Source organism: Streptococcus sp. k-402 (assembly GCF_013277515.1).
In the GTDB taxonomy this organism is placed as follows: domain Bacteria; phylum Bacillota; class Bacilli; order Lactobacillales; family Streptococcaceae; genus Streptococcus.
In genome coordinates this window covers 14,756-32,239 of record NZ_VMNB01000009.1, presented here as the reverse complement: position 1 = coordinate 32,239, position 17,484 = coordinate 14,756, and the positions used below count along the sequence as shown (strand labels likewise).

Here is a 17,484-nt window from a genome sequence, read left to right as displayed (position 1 = left end):
AAAGAACTATCCTTCAGATAGAGGTTGAAGATCTAATTCTTCACTCTCTTCATTTTTAACTGGAGCTGGTTCATAAGCTCGGATAATCTGAGCGACAACTGGATGGCGAACCACATCCTTGGCTGAAAAATGAACAAAGTCAATCTGATGGATGTTCTTGAGTTTTTCTTGAGCATCAATCAGACCAGACTTGACGTTACGCGGAAGGTCAATCTGGCTGATATCTCCATTGACAATCATCTTAGAATTAAAACCTAAACGCGTCAAAAACATCTTCATCTGCATGATGGTCGTATTTTGGGCCTCATCGAGAATGACAAAGGCATCATCCAAGGTTCGTCCACGCATGTAAGCAAGCGGCGCAATCTCGATAATTTCTCGCTCCATGAGACGAGTCGTTTGGTCTTTCCCCAGAATCTGATACAAGGCATCATAAACAGGTCGAAGATAAGGATCTACCTTCTCCTTAAGATCACCAGGAAGAAAACCTAGACTCTCTCCTGCTTCCACCGCTGGACGAGTCAGGATAATCCTCTTGACTTGCCCACGTTTAAGGGCAGTCACAGCCAAAGTAACTGCAAGAAAGGTCTTCCCTGTCCCTGCTGGCCCAATTCCAAAGGTCACATCATGCTGTTTAACACTGTCCACATAAAGTTTTTGACCCAAGGTTTTGACACGGATAGGCTTCCCAGTATTATCCTTGATGATTTCTTCTTCGTAAAGGGCGACAAACTTGTCGATTTCATCGTTTTTGACCATGCTAATTGCAGTCACCACATCTGGCATACCAACGGTCATCCCACGATTTACCAAGACCATGAGAGCTTGAATAACCTGACGGGCTTCCTCGCAGGCAGTCTCTTCTCCCAAAACCTGGACAATCTCCGTACGAGCATGAATCACCACATCAAGCTCTTCTTCCATCAAACGAAGATGGCGTTCATTGGAACCAAAAAGATGAAATAGGTCATCTGGATGACTCAGTTGAATGTCTATTGAATGTTCCTTCAAATAAAGAACCTCTCTAATCCTTTTATTTCTTTTTATTATAGCAAAGGGGTGGAGAAATTACTAGCCCAAACCTAATGAATAAAGTCTAGTGTTCTAAGTATTCTTGCCAGATAGCGTCAAAGTCTCCTAGGTTAAAAGAGAAACTGGCATGTTCCTCCAAAAATCGACTGACCTCATCAAAATCATCTGTGTGTTTTGGAAAGGCTGATTCTTCAAAAGCGAGGTCTGCCAAGATAGCCTTGGGACTGTTACTTTTAGGATTGCGCTCGGTCATGAGCCAAGTGTAAAATGATTTTCTCATAAATCTCCCTAAATCAACTCTGTCCCAAACTGGTCTTGCTTGATTTTACCAGCCTTCATCAAACCACCGAGTGCTTTCTTGAACTGACCTTTAGAAATGCCAAAGGTTGCCTTGATGTCGTCTGGGGATGACTTATCATTCAAGGTCATAAAACCGCCATTGCTTTCCAAATAGGTCAAAATCATCTGGGCATCATTTTCCAACATTTCAAAAGAACGTGGTTTGAGGGAGAGGTTCAGAGTGCGATCCACTTCACGAAAACCGATGACACGCGCATCTAATACTTGCCCCAAACGTGGCTCTGCGTAGCGCTCGCTAGGATGGATAAAACCAAGCATGTTATTCTCTGGCAGGTAAACAAAAGTTCCTGACAACTTGAGACGGTAAACAATGGCTGGCCAGTTTTGGTTCTGCATATTGTTGTAAGCAGAACGAGCTAGACGTTGGAAGTCTTCTTGATAAGCCAAGAGGCCCCAGATACGGTCTTTCTTGTCCACTTCAAGACGGATGTAGAGTTGGTCGCCCTTCTTAGGCCAGAGTTCCTTGAGCTCAGGGAGGATATCGAGTGACACAACGATTTCTTTATCAGGAAGGCCTGTATCCACAAAGACACCCAAATCCTTACGAACCTCTGTGACACGGCCCCAACCAAATTGATCCTGAGTGGCAGTCACTTCTAGAGTTGTCAAACGGAGTTTTTGCTTCATATCTGTATAAGCAAAACCTTTAACCGTATCTCCTACTGTATGCTGACCTTCTTCCTTAGCAAGAGCATAGGTTTGACCATCCTTTTGCACAAAGTAAAAACGGTCATTTTCATCGATGATGAGTCCAACGATAAAACTTGCAAGATTTGTATTCATATTTCCTTCTTTCGAATAAAACTCAGCCAGCAATGCCAACTGAGTTTTTCTGTTTATTTTTAGACTTCCAAAAGTTCTTTTTCTTTATTGGCGGTCATGTCATCGATGTGTTTAACAGCATCGTCTGTTACTTTTTGAATATCTTTTTCAAGAGTCTTCAATTCGTCTTCAGTGATTTCTTTTGCTTTTTCTTGTTTCTTAGCTTCGTCCATGGCATCGCGACGGATATTGCGGACAGCCACTTTAGCATTTTCGCCGACCTTCTTCACTTCTTTAGCAAGGTCACGACGAGTTTCCTCAGTAAGAGCTGGGATAACTAAACGAATCACAGAACCATCGTTAGCTGGTGTGATACCAAGATCAGAAGCGTTCAAGGCACGTTCGATGTCTTTCAATGAAGACTTATCAAATGGTGTAACCAACAAAACACGCGCTTCTGGAATCGTAATTGAAGCAATTTGGTTAAGAGGAGTTTCTACTCCATAGTATTCTACATGTACACGGTCAAGCAAACTTGCATTGGCACGACCGGCACGGATACCACCAAATTCACGAGCAAGTGATTGGTGAGACTGGGTCATTCTCTCTTTAGCTTTTTCAATAATTGCGTTAGCCATAATCTTTCTTATTCCTTTTCTTCGATATTATTTGAAACTGTTGTTCCGATATTTTCACCAAATACGACACGTTTGATATTGCCTGGTTGGTTCATGTTGAAGACAACCAAGTCAATGTCGTTGTCCATTGAGAGGGTTGAAGCAGTTGAGTCCATGATACGAAGACCTTTGTTGATAACGTCACGGTGGGTCAATTCTTCAAACTTAACAGCTGTCTTGTCCTTCTTAGGATCGGCATTGTAAACACCGTCGACACCATTTTTAGCCATAAGAATGGCATCCGCTTCGATTTCAGCTGAACGAAGGGCCGCTGTTGTATCGGTTGAGAAGTAAGGTGAACCAATTCCAGCACCAAAGATAACGATACGGCCTTTTTCAAGGTGACGAAGGGCACGTCCACGTACGTAAGGCTCTGCCACTTGTTGCATAGCAATAGCTGTTTGCACACGCGTATCGACCCCAACTTGTTGCAATGAATCTGCCATCACAAGAGCATTCATAACAGTCCCAAGCATTCCTGTGTAATCTGCCTGAACGCGGTCCATTCCTGCTTCAGCAGCAGGTTCACCACGCCAGAGATTTCCTCCACCAATAACAAGGGCAATTTCGATACCTAAGCTATGAACTTCTTGAATCTCTTTTGCGATTGTTTGAACTGTTTGGATATCAATCCCTACGCCACGTTCACCGGCAAGGGCTTCACCTGATAACTTGATTAAAATACGTTTATACTTGGGATTCGCCATTTTCACTCTCCTTTTTTTATCCTACCTATTTTATCACAATTTCTAAGATTTTTATAGTATCGTGAGCAATTCTTTGAAAAAAATTAGACAGTTAAAAATTCCTCCAAATCACTGAGGGCACGCTCAGCAATTTTTTCATAACGAGCCTTCTTATCACGAATACGCTCGCCTTCCAACTCCTTGATGATTCCAAAATTGACATTCATTGGTTGGAAATGTTTGCTGTCAGCATGGGTGATGTAATGAGCTAAGCTTCCGATAGCCGTCGTCTCTGGGAAAATAGCTTGGCTTTCTCCCTTGAAAAGACGAGCCGCGTTAATTCCCGCAACTAAGCCTGACGCTGCGGACTCAACATAGCCTTCCACACCCGTCATCTGACCAGCAAAGAAGAGATTTGGTTGTTTCTTAGAACGATAGGTCTGTTCAAGAAGATTTGGTGAATCCATATAAGAATTGCGGTGCATAACACCATAACGAACAAACTCCGCATTTTCAAGACCTGGAATCATTTGAAAGACACGCTTTTGTTCCCCCCATTTGAGGTGGGTCTGAAAACCAACAATATTGTATAGGCTACCTGCTGCATTATCCTGACGAAGTTGCACAACCGCATAAGGTGTTTTAAATTCTCCATCACGAGGTCCTGTATAGTCATCTGGATACTCCAAACCGACTGGTTTCATAGGACCATAAAGCATGGTTTTAATACCTCGTTTAGCCATGACTTCGATAGGCATACAACCTTCAAAGTACTTTTCTTTTTCAAAAGAATTAAGCGGAGCTTCTTCCGCATTAACCAAGGCTTCATGAAAATCCATAAACTCCTGCTTGGTCATGGGAGCGTTGAGATAGGCTGCTTCTCCCTTATCATAACGAGACTTGAGATAGAACTTGCTCATATCGATGGTGTTGACATCGATAATAGGCGCTGCTGCATCGTAGAAATAGAAGCCATCGCCGTCATTAAGGGCATGAATCTTTTCAGCCAAAGCATCACTGGTCAAGGGACCAGTCGCCACAACTGTAATAACATCTGTCGGCAATTCTGTAATTTCATCACGAACCACTTCAATCAAGGGATGGTTGGCAACTTTTTCGGTCACCATTTGGGAGAAACCATCACGGTCCACCGCAAGCGCACCACCTGCGGGAACACGGGTTGCTTCAGCAGATTCCAAGATAACTGAACCCAAGCGACGCATTTCTTCCTTGAGGAGCCCGACAGCATTGGTCAAAGCATCCCCACGTAGGGAATTGGAACAAACTAACTCTGCAAAATTATCTGTTTTGTGTTGAGGTGTTGACTTGACACCACGCATTTCATAAAGTTTAACTGGAATACCACGTTCTGCAATTTGGTAGGCTGCTTCAGAACCTGCCAAACCAGCACCGATAACATTGATATAAGATTGAGACACGACACTAATACCCCTTTGGGAGTGTGAAGACAAGTTTCACATTGAAAAAGCCAATCAAACTTAAGAGTTTTCGAATTTCTTGGCTCAGGCTGAAAAAGTCCACAGGACTTACTTCGCTTTCGAATTTCCTGGCTCAGGCTGAAAAAGTCCCCCGGACTTTTTCACTCCCACAAATCTTTCTATTTTTTTCTTCTACTAGTATAACAAAAAAAGGGAAGAAGGCAAACTTCCCTGTTTAGTCATTTTCTTGTTTTTCTTCCCATTCATGGTAGGCAGCGTAGAGCTGGCTCTTATTCCACTTGTAAAACTTAGCGACTTCCTTGATAGCTTGATTTTTCTTCATGCCTTGCTGGATACGGGCTTGGATTTCTGAAAATAAGTCCTCCTCATCTTTTTCCTCCACATCCTGACTGGCACCTTCAACAATCAGAAGACATTCACCCTTGAGAGACGTTTCAGAGATGCTTTCCAGTAATTCAGAAATTGTACCTCGTTGGTATTCTTCGTAAATCTTTGTCAATTCTCTAACCAAGACCACCGAGCGGTCACCGTAGACTTCTAACATATTTTCCAACGTGTCTGCTACACGATGAGGTGATTCATAGAAAATTTGTGTTTCAGGATAGTCTTTTTTCGAGTCGAAAAATTGCTTTTGTTGGCCTGATTTTCTCGGTAAAAAACCATAAAAGATATGTGGCTGTGGCGCCAAACCACTGGCAATCAAGGCAGAAATTCCTGCAGAGGCACCTGGAACAGTCACAACCGCAATATCTTCCTCAATGGCTGCCTTAACCAAATCATGACCAGGGTCTGAGATACTAGGCAAACCTGCATCCGATACCTGAGCAATACTTTGTCCTGCTTTCAGGAAACCAATCAAATCAGGAATCTTTTCCTTGGCATTGTGCTCATGAAAACTGATCTGCTTGGTGGAAATATCAAAATGCTTGAGCAGAAGCCCTGTATTGCGCGTGTCCTCAGCTGCAATCCAATCCACTTCTTTCAAGGTTTGGATGGCTCGAAAGGTCATATCATCTAGATTGCCAATCGGCGTTGCCACTAGGTACAGCTTGCCGTAGGGAGACTGCCCCTTAAAACTTTTTTGAATCTGCATGCTTACTCCCTATATAACAACTCGTCACAGAACATACATTCCTCGTCCTGCTCTCGACGTTGTCCATAAAAATCATTACATACGTGAAATCCATCACGGTAAATGCGACGGACACTTTCGCGAACATGTTTAGCCTTGACAGGAGCGTCTGCTTCCACCTCACCCAAGCGTTCGCGCAACTTACTATTTTCCAAGCGAAGAGCTGTATTTTCCTCTACCAGGCTCTTAAGATTTTTCTTGATGGCTTCCACATCGGCCAAGGTTACCAATAACTGTTGGGAAAAATCATCCAGCGCGTCAAATAATTCTTTTTTGTCCATAAACCAGCCCTTTCCTTTCTTTATCATTCATTTTTTAGTTTATATTTCTTTCAAGACCAGATATTCCATGGCATTTTGAAAGCTGACATTAGCTTGCCACATTTTTCTAGCTTCTAGCAAATCTTGTAGAATCACCCTTACTCTTGCTTGCAGAAGGTCCTGCCCACAGAGTACTTCGAGAATCCGTAAAACCTGATCTTGTTTTTCCTTGTCATCTGCCAAGTTGGCTAATTTAGCAACTTGCAGATAACTTTCTTTTTTCTTAGCTAATAGCCAGGTCAGCAGGCGTTCACTTTCATCGACCAAGGTCCAAAAACTTGCCTGATGTGCCAACTTTTCTGCTTCAGCTCGCGATTGACTAAACTTAGCTAAAAGAGTCGCTTTTTTCTTAACAAGTCCCATTTGTTCTAAGAGTAAGATAAGTTTTTCTTCTTGCTTTTTAAAGTGGAAGATCTGAGTCCGACTTCGGATTGTCGGTAACATCTTTTCCTCATCGCTAGTCAAGAAGAAAATATAAACTTCACTCTGGGGTTCTTCGATAACCTTGAGCAGAGAATTGGCTGCGTTGGGATGCATTTTATCCGCTTGCTCGATGATAAAGACCTGTTGCTGGCTTTCAATCCCTGCTTGAGAAAACTGTCCCACCAATTCCCGAATGCGTTCTGTCTTGATGACCTGATTGACTGGCTTAATCAAGGTGACATCGGGAAATTCTCCCTGTTCAATCAGCTTGCAATTTCGGCATTTCTCACATGGTAAAACGCCTACTTTATCTGTACAAAAGAGGCTCTTAGCTAAAAATTGCGCCATTTCCAAACTTCCAAAGAATCCTGAAAAAAGATAGGCGTGATTGAGCTGGTCTTGTTCTAGGATACGGACAAAGCGGTCAAACTGGTCTGGTTGCCAAGCCTTTAATTCTTCTTGTTTCATTTAGCCAAGCCCATTCTATCAAACAAGACATCCTTGGTCATTTCCACAACCTGCTCCAAAGGAAGACTGGCATCAATCTTGACAATGCGATTTCCTTCTTTGTCCAGAAGAGAAAGGTAACCTTGACGAACTTTTTTATGCAAGTCCAACCCTTCCAAGTCCAAACGATTGACCTCACGATTGCTATTAGCAGCAATGCGAGCCAGTCCCTCTTCCACCTCAATGTCAAAATAGAGTGTCAAATCGGGTTTAAGTCCATCTGTTGCAAAGTGATTGAGCCAGTCAATGGCTTCAATGTCCAAACCACGACCAAATCCCTGATAGGCAATAGAACTATCGATGAAGCGGTCCATAATGACCAACTTGCCGGCTTCAAGGGCTGGAAGAACTTTTTCCACCAAATGCTGTCTGCGACTGGCAATATAGAGAAGGAGTTCTGTTTTAGGATCCATCTGAGTATGACTTGGATCCAAAATCACTTCCCGAATCTTCTCTCCAATCAAGACTCCGCCAGGTTCACGGGTCGTCAGCACCTCTACTCCTTTTTCCTCTAAAATTGGTAGTAGAGCCTCTAAAACACTGGTCTTTCCTGCTCCCTCTGGTCCCTCAAGAGAGACTAAAAATCCTTTTGACATGTCTAACTCATTTCTTTTTTACTACTTCTATTCTATCAAAAAAATGGGGGTTTGTGACAATCTTTTTGTCTTCTCATTTCATACTCAATGAAAATCAAAGAGCAAACTAGGAAGCTAACCGCAGGTTGCTCAAAACANNTTGCAGATGGAAGCTGACGCAGTTTGAAGAGATTTTCGAAGAGTATCAACCACCATAAAAGAGGCAGACAAAGCCACCTCTTATTTACCAAGTTTTTTAGTTCGTTTGTAGGCTTTAGTGACTGCCTCCATGACCGTTCCTCGAAAAGCATGCGCTTCTAGGCTCGCTACACCAGCGATAGTCGAACCGCCTGGGCTACAAACTTGGTCTTTCAAGACCCCAGGATGTTCTTGGCTTTCTAGGACCAATTGCCCAGCTCCTACCACAGTTTGAGCCGCCATTTTCAATGCTGTTTCTCGTGGCAATCCCGTCTGAACACCTGCATCTGCCAAGGCCTCAATAAAGAGATAGACAAAGGCCGGCCCACAGCCTGCAAGACCTGTCGCCGCGTCGATTAAGCCTTCCCCAAGTTCAACCAAGAGGCCAGCCTTGGTTAAAAGCTGACAAAATAGCTCACTGTCCTCAGCCCTGCAATTAGGAGACAAGGTATAACTAATCACTCCTTGACCGATAGAAGCAGGGGTATTGGGCATCATACGAATAATTCGGTGTTGACTTGGCAGAAGACTAGCGAGTTTTTCTAAAGTCAATCCAGCTGCCATGGAAATCAAAAGAAGACTTGCTCGTTTTTCAAAGATGGTCTGATATTGAGAAAGCAGTTCAGAAAACTGAGCAGGCTTAACTCCTAGAAAAATCACATCTGCTTCTGCGAATATTTCTTCGTTGCTGGAAGCCTGACCACCAAAGTTGGCGATGAAAGCATCCACCTTGGCTTGACTACGATTGGCAAGGAGAATCTGATCACCTGTCTTGACCTGCAAGACAGCTTTGGCCAAACTAGCACCCATATTCCCCAAGCCGATAAATCCAATCTTCATCTCTTACTCCCTTATCTGGCCATCACCCATAACCACATACTTGTAGCTAGTCAACTCTTTCAAGCCCATGGGACCACGCGCGTGCAATTTCTGAGTAGAAATCCCCATTTCACACCCCAGACCAAATTGGCCACCATCGGTAAAACGAGTTGAGGCATTGACATAAACCGCTGCAGAATCCACTTGATCTGTAAAGTAAGCTGCTGCTTCAGCGTTTTCCGTCATAATGGCGTCCGAATGATGGGTACTGTGGGCTTCAATATGGGCAACCGCTTCTTCTAGACTGCTCACAACCTTAATAGCTAGGACATAGTCTAAAAACTCAGTGTCAAAGTCTTGAGCCTCAGCTGCTTGGCCAGATACAAACTGACTAGCTTTCTCATCCAAACGGAATTGAATTGGTTCCAGTCCAGCTTCTTTTCGATCTGCAACCAGTACTTGCTCCAAACGAGGAAGGAAACTTGCTGCCTTGTCTTCATGAACAAGTAGAACCTCCATAGCATTGCAGACAGAAGGACGACTAGTTTTAGCATTGTTTATGATCGATAGAGCCTTATCTTCATCCACATCCTTATCCACATAGACATGGACAATCCCAGTTCCTGTCTCGATAACAGGTACGATAGCATTCTCAACCACTGCATTGATCAAACCAGCTCCCCCACGAGGAATAAGAAGGTCTAGATATCCCTTGGCCTTCATCATGGCATAGCTGCTTTCTCGGCTGGTATCTTCCACCAGTTGAATCACATCTGGATGAATGGTAGTCGTCTCCAAGCCCTTCTTCAAGGCTGTGACAATGGCATGAGCTGTTTGATAAGCATCCTTCCCACTACGAAGAACGACCGCATTCCCACTCTTGAGAGCCAAAGCAACCGCATCAGACGTCACATTTGGACGGCTTTCATAGATAATACCAATAACACCCATAGCCACCCGTTTCTTGGTGATAACCAAACCGTTTTCAAGCTGACTGGTTTCTATAACTTCACCGATTGGATCTGGTAAGGCAACCACTTCACGAATCCCAGTTGCCATTGCTTCTATACGTCCTGCATCCAAATAAAGACGATCCAGCATCACATCTGAGATTTTACCCTTGGCCGTTTCCATATCGAGGGCATTGGCCGCTAAAATTTCCTCAGTAGCTGCTATTAAGTGATCAGCCATGGCTAGCAAGGCTTGGTTTTTCACCTCTTCACTAGCTGTGTTGATCGATTTTTTAACAGCCTGTACCTGTTCAAATTGTTCTTGTGTACTTACCATAGTTAACCTCTAAAATTCTGTAAAGAGTAGTTGGATTTCAGGAGTAATGGAAATCCAGTCGTCACGGTGAATCAAGACCCCCTTGACTTTTTGAGAACGCAACATATCCTCCAAAGCAGATGCCCCAAATTGCACGCGCCCTTTTCCAAGTGATTTTCCACTTTCCTTGTCAAATACTGTCACGATATCACCGTAAGAAAAGGCGCCTTCTGCTTCAACAACACCAGATAAAAGGAGACTCTTGCCATGTTGAGAGAGAGCTTCCGCAGCCCCTTTATCAACCCAAATAGAACCTTGACTCTGAGCATAAAAAGCCAGCCATTGTTTCTGGGTACGAAGCCCCTTCTCTTGCGCAACAAAGTAGGAACCATCCTTGGTCTCCTCAGCTGCCTCAATCATGGCATCTGACTTCAAGGATGAGCAGATATAAACAGGAACTCCTGATTCCGTCGCGATAGTTGCAGCTTTGATTTTGGTTAACATGCCACCTGTACCATTAGACGAACCTGCTCCACCGGCCATATCAATAATCTCACGATTGATGGTCTCGATTCGCTCCAAGCGTTTGGCTCTTGGATCTGAATTAGGATTTCCTGTATATAGACCGTCTACGTCTGTCAATAGGACCAAAAGGTCTGCTTGGACCATGGCTGCTACCTGAGCACTTAGAGTATCATTATCCCCAACCTTGAGCTCATCAATAACGACACTGTCATTCTCATTGATGATAGGAATCGCGCCACGGCTAAGTAGAACTGACAAAGCCTGATGAGCATTTTTATAACGGCGTTTATCCACAAAGTCATCCTGGGTCAGCAAGATTTGTGCAGAAACGATTTGGCGCAAGAGAAGATTGGTCGTATATTCTTCCAACAAGAGCCCTTGCCCTACCGCTGCTGAAGCCTGTTTATCAGCAATCTTAGTCGGACGCTTTTTAAATCCTAAGGCACCAAAACCTGCAGCAATAGCACCCGACGACACCAAAATCAATTCATGACCAGCCTCGTGCAGCATAGCCAACTGCTGGGTAATAGCCTTTACCTTACTACGTGATAAACTTCCATCCTCATTCGTCAGAGAAGAAGTCCCCACCTTAAAGACAATCCGTTTGTATTTCATAGTCTCACTCCGATTCTTCATATTTATCCATTATAACATGAATAACAGGAAATAGAAAAGAGTTGATAGGAAAAAGAAGGCCCTAAAACCTTCTTTTTTACTACTGTTCTGATTCCGATTTGTTTGCACTCATTTCAGAGCTTTTTGAAGTTGAAGAAGTCAAATCTTGACTAGTTGAAGCGCTTGTAACACCTTCATTCTGTCTAATTTCTTTACTTTCAAGATCTTTTTTCACTACTTCTTTCGATTCTTTTATTTCTGAATGACTTGTGACTTTAGTTGTAACAGATTTCTCGACCGGAACATCCACTAACCAGGCACCACTTGAATCAACAGTATAGCCTTCTGGTGTCTTACTGTTCACAAGCAATTGACCATTTTCTTTCAAGAAGTACCATTTATCCTTGTCTTTAATCCAACCAACAGCTCGTGAACCATCTTCCTTGTAGAAATACCAAGCATTTGCCTTTTTAATCCAACCTTGCTTCATAGCTCCTGAATCTTCCAGATAGTAATGATAACCAGCAACTTCTATCTCGCCTGTCTTCATGATACCAGTAGAACCCATATAGTACCAGGTTTCTTTATCTTTTACCCAACCCGTTTTCATTTCCCCTGATTGAGCAAAGTAATACCATTGACCCTTATATTGAAGCCAGCCTGTCTTCATAGAGCCATCCTTTGATAAATAATAGGACTGACCTCCAGTATTTACCCAACCAATTTCCATCTGATTTTCTTTGTTGAAATAATACCAGATTCCAGCAATTTTCTTCCAATTTTTAGCAGAAGCACCAGAGTCTGTCAAATAGAACCAATGATTGTTCCATTTTTTCCATTGATTCTGTAACAAGATACCCGTTTGGTTAAAGTAATACCATTCACCTTCAATTTCATTCCAACCGACAGTATACTCTCCTGTAGAATCAGGCGCTTGATACCACCAGTTTCCATATGCACTCTTATGCCAACCAGCTTGAAAACTTGGAATATGCTTGTAGGAGGTTGAAATATTGACAAACCCATCTTGTCGAATATCAAAAACTGTTGCATCATAGTCTTTGCTGGCTGCATTAATTCTCTCAATTCCTCGTTCTTTGAGCCAATTAACATACTCACTATCAACACCATTTTTCCAAGGTAGACTATCCGAAGTTTGAACAATCAAACTCGGACTCAAATGTTTAATGAAATCCTTGGTATTTGATTTGTTTGTATCATGGTGATGATTAAACTTCATCAAATCAACTTTTCCAATGAGAGGTCCATACTTGTCTTCTGCTCCATGAACATTATCTAAATCGCCCCCAAGGTAAATTTTCTTGCCATTGACTTTCACCACGCTAATCAAGGAATTGGAATTGTCATCCCAAATTTTCTTTAATTCACCTGATGAATCAGTTTCATTTTCATAGTTATAGAGTTGAATATCCATGTCCCCAAACTGAAAATGAGCATCTCCTTGTGTGATGTTTTGAATAACTGAAACACCTTTTTCTGCAGCAGTCTTTAAAACCTTATCATAACCGTACAGATTATCCCATAAACGTTCAGAATTAGTAATACGATTATCACTATATTTTTTAAGATAGACTCGGTCAACTGGATAGGTAGACAGTAATTCATCAACATTTCCAATATGATCACTGTGGGTATGGGTTACCAAAATAAAATCAAGTTTTTGGACACCCAATTCCTTCAAACGACGAAAGACACGGTCTGTTAGAACATGCTTATAAGACGTTTCAATTCCTTCTCTCCATGGATAGCGAGAATCACTTCCATCTGGGAAATCATAATCTTCTCCTGTATCCACCATGGCAAAATGTCCATTGCTTTCAAGAATAATCGCATCACTGCCACCTTCTTGAACATTGATAAAGTGGATTTTATTTCCTGAACTTTCTTGAGCTTGAACATTTCCATACCATGACAAACCTAAAAAAGCGCCTACAAGTACTAAACTAATCAATTTCTTTTTCATTATTGCTCTATTAGAATTCCTTTTTGATTAAAATAATATCTTTTTCCATCAATTTCGTTCCAACCGATAGAATAATTTCCTGTAGAATCTGGTGCTTGGTACCACCAATCGCCATTAGATTTCTGATGCCATCCCGAAACAAACGATGGTATTTTTTTATATTGTTTACTTATATCAACTATGCCATTTTGTCTAATATCAAAAACAGTTGCATCATATTCTGTACTAGCTGCATTTATTCGCTTTATCCCTAAACTATCTAACCATGCTATATATTCAGGGTTGTCTACAATAGGACTATCATAAAAACCTGGAACAGCATCACTTGTCTGCACTATGATTTCTGGAGATAGATTTAATATAAAGTTTTTTGTATTTGATTTTTCGGTATCCTTATGATGATTAAACTTCATCAAATCAACTTTTCCAATAAGAGGACCATACTTGTCTTCTGCTCCATGAACATTATCTAAGTCGCCCCCAAGGTAAATTTTCTTGCCATTGACTTTGACTACACTAATCAAGGAATTGGAATTATCGTCCCAAACAGGTTTAAGATTTCCATTCTCATCATATTCATTTTCATAATTATAGAGCTGAATATCCATGTCTCCAAACTGAAAATGAGATTCATCTGCCGATATATCTTGAATTAATTTCACCCCATTACGATTTGCAGCTTTAATCGCATTATCATATCCGTAGAGATTATCCCACAAACGATTTTTATCAGTTATACGACTATCATCATATCTTTTCATATAAATACGATCAACAGGGTATTTATCTAATATTTCATCCATATTTCCAATATGGTCACTGTGGGTATGGGTCACCAAAATAAAATCAAGTTTTCGGGCACCCAATTCCTTCAAATGACGGAATACTCTATCTGTCATTACATGCTTATAAGAAGTACCGATTCCTGGTCTCAAAGGATATTTAGGATTACTACCATCAGGAAAATCATAATCTTCTCCTACATCAATCATGGCAAAATGACCATTACTTTCCAAAATAATAGCATCACTTCCTGCAGTCAGTACATTAACAAAATGTATTTTATTACTGGAAAAGCCAAAATATTTTTCTAGCGTTAACCCATTATATATATATATATATATATTATGATTAAGATTGCAGTTACCATAATTATACTGGACTTCTTTTTACACTTCATTCTTACTTCCTCAATCTCTCTAATGTTTCCTTAAAAATCTCTGGGATATCTGCTGTAAATTCCATGGTCTCACCTGTTCTCGGATGAGTAAAACCTAAAGTCTTAGCATGAAGAAATTGTCCATGCCCCTTAAGTGTCTTGCGAGGACCATAGACTTCATCACCAGCGACTGGATGTCCGATGTAAGCCATATGAACACGGATTTGATGAGTGCGGCCTGTTTCCAGCTGTAGCTCCACTAAGCTGTAATCACCAAAGCGTTCCAAGACGTGGAAACGCGTCACTGCAGGTTTCCCTTTAGCAGTTACAGACTGTTTCTTACGGTCTTTTTCACTCCTTCCAATCGGCGCTTCAATCACACCGCGATCATTTGGCAGATTCCCATGAACAATCGCCCAATATTTACGGAGAGATTTTTTATCCTTGAGTTCTTGGGCAAGTGCTAGATGTGCCTCATCATTTTTTGCAATCATAAGAAGGCCTGACGTATCCTTGTCAATACGGTGAACAATTCCTGGACGCAGAACCCCATTGATACCCGACAAGTCCTTAACATGGTACATAAGGGCATTTACTAGGGTTCCACTGGTATGACCAGCACTCGGATGCACAACCATCCCCTGAGGTTTGTTAACGACGGCAACGTCCTCATCTTGGTAGATGATTTCTAGCGGAAGATTCTCAGCCACATACTCTAAAACCTCTGGTTCTGGTACATGGTAAGTGACGACATCGCCCTCTTGGACCGTGTATTTAGCTTTCTTGACTTGGCCATTGACCAAGACCTGACCTGATTTAATTTGTTCATTCGCAAGACTACGTGATAATTCTGTCAAATCCGACAAAGCCTTATCCAAACGCAGGCCACCAGTTTCAATTTTAATTTCCATTTATTTCCTCTTTTAGCATTGCAATCAATAAAATAATCACTCCAACTGTCAGATAGCTATCTGCAACATTGAAAATTGCAAAATTGATAAAGTCCAAGTGAAACATATCCACAACAAAGCCCTGACTTACCCTGTCAATAAAGTTTCCAAGACCACCTGCGATAATCAAGGTCAAACCCAAGACCATCCAGAATGAGTCCTCCATGTGTTTATGTAGATACCAAATGGCACCTACCACGACGACCAGGGTAATGACAGCGAATAACAACTGCTGATCTTGTAAGATAGAAAAGGCTGCCCCTCGATTTTGCAGGTAGGTCAAGCTAACGAAATTGGGGATCCAAGAGCGCACTTCACCCAGTGGAATCTGCTGGACGATATAGAATTTAACCAACTGATCCAGCCCAATCAAAAGCAGTACAATGACTGCCACTATTCCTCTTTTTTTCATGATTTCCTCTTCTGATTAAAATATTCTTGCATGACTTCTACGAAAAGAGTCCCAGCTTGACTAAGCTCCACTTCTTCACGTTTAACATAGACCATACGATTATCTAAATTATCCTTGAGACGAATAACTGTGATGCCATTGACACTGTCACTATCTAAAAATCCAGAACCTGTTGCATAAGCGTCCGTCCGCTCCAAAATACCATTCAAGGTAGCACGGTCTGCCACATTAAACATCTGTGAGCTAGCGCTGGTATCAACAAAGTTCTCCGAATAATAAAGGTACTCATCCTTTTCCTGAGTAAAACGAACTGTCGGTAGATCCGCTAAATCCTCCATGACCAATTCCTCTTTCTGCGCTAAAGGATGACCCTCACGGAGATAAATATGGGTATGGAAAGGAATCAATTCGATGACCTCCAAACCTAGCTTTTCAACCCGTTGCATAATCCCCTTTTTATTTTGATTGTTGAGGTAGATAATCCCAATCTCACTATGCCCTTGCGCCACTTCATCTAATATTTGAACAGTAGTTGATTCAAAAATACGGAAGTTCTTATAGTCAGGATAGCGCTCTGAAAAGGCCGTAATAGTTGGTGGCAAGAAGTCATAGTGCTGGCTAGCAATGGAAAATTCATCTTTTTCTTCTTCAGGATTGGCATACTGATTTTGAAAAATATCAAATCCTTTAACCAATTCTTGCGCTTTTTCATAAAATTCCATCCCACGACGGGTCAAGAAAGTCCCTGAGCTGGTCCGACGGAAAATCTTAAAACCCAACTCTTTTTCCAAATCACGAACAGAAATAGACAGACTCGGCTGACTAACATACATCTTTTCAGCAGCTTCACGGAAAGTACCACTATTGGCAATGGCCACAACATAGCGTAATTGTTGAATGTTCATCTTCTACCCCCAACTTCTTTATCTTTTCATTATACCATATTTTAGAAGTTTTCCAAAAAGGAAAAAAGTATGGAAATTTTCAAGACTCAATGAAGACTCTAACATCCCAATCCAAGAATTAGAATGATATCTTTTTTTAGTCTTAATTTTATTTCAAACAAATAAAAACAGCAAATCTTTTTGATTTACCGTCTATAATATGATGCAAGAGAATCCTCTAACATTTTCTTTTGCTATATAAATCAACTAGAAAAAGCCTCTTCAATCCTATAAGCTATATCTGGATTTACTTCCCAAATACCAGCATAAGGTTGCTCAATATACTGTTTTTCCTTCATAGTATATAGATAGGCTATACTATCATTTTCTTCATTCTGATGAGTGAATTTGATAATGATGTAATCTTTAACATTTGTCGGTTGATCATTTACACTCTCTAAAGTTGTAGATTTTGATTGTTTGTGTATCTCCTTAATCAATTCTGAAATTTCTTCTCTCTTACTTATTGTTTTAATTTCTCCAGAGATACTTTTCTGCAAGGAAATTACAGAAATCCTTTCAGATTCAGGAAGAATGATTTTTTTGTTATTGTCACAAGCAGATAGAACAAGAAAAGAGATTGAACAGACTATAACTGTGATAATTTTTTTCATACAGGTTCACTTCCTTTCATCCTGCTTACTTCTTCTTTTATATACAATTATAATATCAAATCTT

At 41.3% G+C, this 17,484-nt stretch carries 18 protein-coding genes and 2 pseudogenes; 1 reads left to right on the top strand and 19 read right to left on the bottom strand.

The window, feature by feature from the left end; translation table 11 throughout:
- Window positions 1-6: 6 nt before the first annotated feature.
- From HT724_RS06845 to HT724_RS06760, 18 genes and pseudogenes are all read right to left on the bottom strand, one after another.
- A complete protein-coding gene (locus HT724_RS06845) occupies window positions 7-1,011 on the bottom strand; it encodes a PhoH family protein (protein ID WP_173275712.1) in 1,005 nt (334 codons plus the stop codon).
- 85 nt (window positions 1,012-1,096) lie between these two features.
- On the bottom strand, window positions 1,097-1,312 hold the full coding sequence (locus tag HT724_RS06840) for a YozE family protein (RefSeq protein ID WP_001232084.1): 216 nt from the start codon (window positions 1,310-1,312) through the stop codon (window positions 1,097-1,099).
- An 8-nt stretch (window positions 1,313-1,320) separates the two neighbouring features.
- Entirely contained in the window at window positions 1,321-2,175 is an 855-nt protein-coding gene (gene cvfB, locus HT724_RS06835; protein WP_173274450.1) for an RNA-binding virulence regulatory protein CvfB, read from the bottom strand.
- 59 nt (window positions 2,176-2,234) lie between these two features.
- Window positions 2,235-2,792, bottom strand: coding sequence for a ribosome recycling factor (gene frr, locus HT724_RS06830; protein WP_001262225.1), 558 nt, complete (start codon window positions 2,790-2,792; stop codon window positions 2,235-2,237).
- Window positions 2,793-2,800: 8 nt separating this feature from the next.
- The gene (gene pyrH, locus HT724_RS06825) at window positions 2,801-3,538 is read right to left on the bottom strand and encodes a UMP kinase (protein ID WP_050252904.1); all 738 of its coding nucleotides are present in this window, start codon (window positions 3,536-3,538) and stop codon (window positions 2,801-2,803) included.
- A gap of 83 nt (window positions 3,539-3,621) precedes the next feature.
- Window positions 3,622-4,956 carry a methylenetetrahydrofolate--tRNA-(uracil(54)-C(5))-methyltransferase (FADH(2)-oxidizing) TrmFO gene (trmFO, locus tag HT724_RS06820; protein WP_173275709.1) on the bottom strand — a complete coding sequence of 445 codons (1,335 nt, stop codon included), beginning with the start codon at window positions 4,954-4,956 and terminating at the stop codon, window positions 3,622-3,624.
- Between the two features lie 235 nt (window positions 4,957-5,191).
- Entirely contained in the window at window positions 5,192-6,070 is an 879-nt protein-coding gene (gene rsmI, locus HT724_RS06815) for a 16S rRNA (cytidine(1402)-2'-O)-methyltransferase (protein ID WP_173275706.1), read from the bottom strand.
- A 2-nt stretch (window positions 6,071-6,072) separates the two neighbouring features.
- Window positions 6,073-6,390: a DNA replication initiation control protein YabA gene (gene yabA / locus HT724_RS06810; protein ID WP_000358228.1), complete on the bottom strand. Its 318-nt coding sequence runs from the start codon at window positions 6,388-6,390 to the stop codon at window positions 6,073-6,075.
- 39 nt (window positions 6,391-6,429) lie between these two features.
- A complete protein-coding gene (locus tag HT724_RS06805) occupies window positions 6,430-7,320 on the bottom strand; it encodes a DNA polymerase III subunit delta' (protein WP_173275703.1) in 891 nt (296 codons plus the stop codon).
- Window positions 7,317-7,955: a dTMP kinase gene (tmk, locus tag HT724_RS06800; protein ID WP_173275700.1), complete on the bottom strand. Its 639-nt coding sequence runs from the start codon at window positions 7,953-7,955 to the stop codon at window positions 7,317-7,319. Before tmk ends, HT724_RS06805 begins: the two co-directional genes overlap by 4 nt.
- A gap of 219 nt (window positions 7,956-8,174) precedes the next feature.
- Window positions 8,175-8,972, bottom strand: coding sequence for a pyrroline-5-carboxylate reductase (proC, locus tag HT724_RS06795; protein WP_173275698.1), 798 nt, complete (start codon window positions 8,970-8,972; stop codon window positions 8,175-8,177).
- 3 nt (window positions 8,973-8,975) lie between these two features.
- A complete protein-coding gene (locus HT724_RS06790) occupies window positions 8,976-10,238 on the bottom strand; it encodes a glutamate-5-semialdehyde dehydrogenase (RefSeq protein ID WP_173275694.1) in 1,263 nt (420 codons plus the stop codon).
- A gap of 9 nt (window positions 10,239-10,247) precedes the next feature.
- Complete coding sequence (gene proB / locus HT724_RS06785; RefSeq protein ID WP_240156731.1) at window positions 10,248-11,357, bottom strand: glutamate 5-kinase; 1,110 nt, start codon at window positions 11,355-11,357, stop codon at window positions 10,248-10,250.
- A 100-nt stretch (window positions 11,358-11,457) separates the two neighbouring features.
- The gene (gene cbpE, locus HT724_RS06780; RefSeq protein WP_173275688.1) at window positions 11,458-13,341 is read right to left on the bottom strand and encodes a phosphorylcholine esterase CbpE; all 1,884 of its coding nucleotides are present in this window, start codon (window positions 13,339-13,341) and stop codon (window positions 11,458-11,460) included.
- 5 nt (window positions 13,342-13,346) lie between these two features.
- Window positions 13,347-14,521, bottom strand: a pseudogene (locus tag HT724_RS06775) (MBL fold metallo-hydrolase); the annotation flags it as partial.
- A 2-nt stretch (window positions 14,522-14,523) separates the two neighbouring features.
- Window positions 14,524-15,411, bottom strand: coding sequence for an RluA family pseudouridine synthase (locus HT724_RS06770; RefSeq protein WP_173275685.1), 888 nt, complete (start codon window positions 15,409-15,411; stop codon window positions 14,524-14,526).
- Window positions 15,401-15,862, bottom strand: a complete 462-nt coding sequence (gene lspA / locus HT724_RS06765) for a signal peptidase II (protein WP_173275682.1) — start codon at window positions 15,860-15,862, stop codon at window positions 15,401-15,403. Before lspA ends, HT724_RS06770 begins: the two co-directional genes overlap by 11 nt.
- Entirely contained in the window at window positions 15,859-16,767 is a 909-nt protein-coding gene (locus HT724_RS06760) for a LysR family transcriptional regulator (RefSeq protein ID WP_173275679.1), read from the bottom strand. The genes lspA and HT724_RS06760 overlap by 4 nt, the downstream gene beginning before the upstream one ends.
- Here HT724_RS06760 and HT724_RS10275 point away from each other — a divergent pair.
- Window positions 16,760-16,834: pseudogene (locus HT724_RS10275) on the top strand (AraC family transcriptional regulator); the annotation flags it as partial. The gene HT724_RS06760 and the pseudogene HT724_RS10275 sit on opposite strands and share 8 nt — an antisense overlap.
- Window positions 16,835-17,009: 175 nt before the next feature.
- Here the strand turns inward: HT724_RS10275 and HT724_RS06755 are convergent.
- Window positions 17,010-17,420, bottom strand: a complete 411-nt coding sequence (locus HT724_RS06755; protein ID WP_173275676.1) for a DUF5301 domain-containing protein — start codon at window positions 17,418-17,420, stop codon at window positions 17,010-17,012.
- Window positions 17,421-17,484 lie beyond the last annotated feature (64 nt).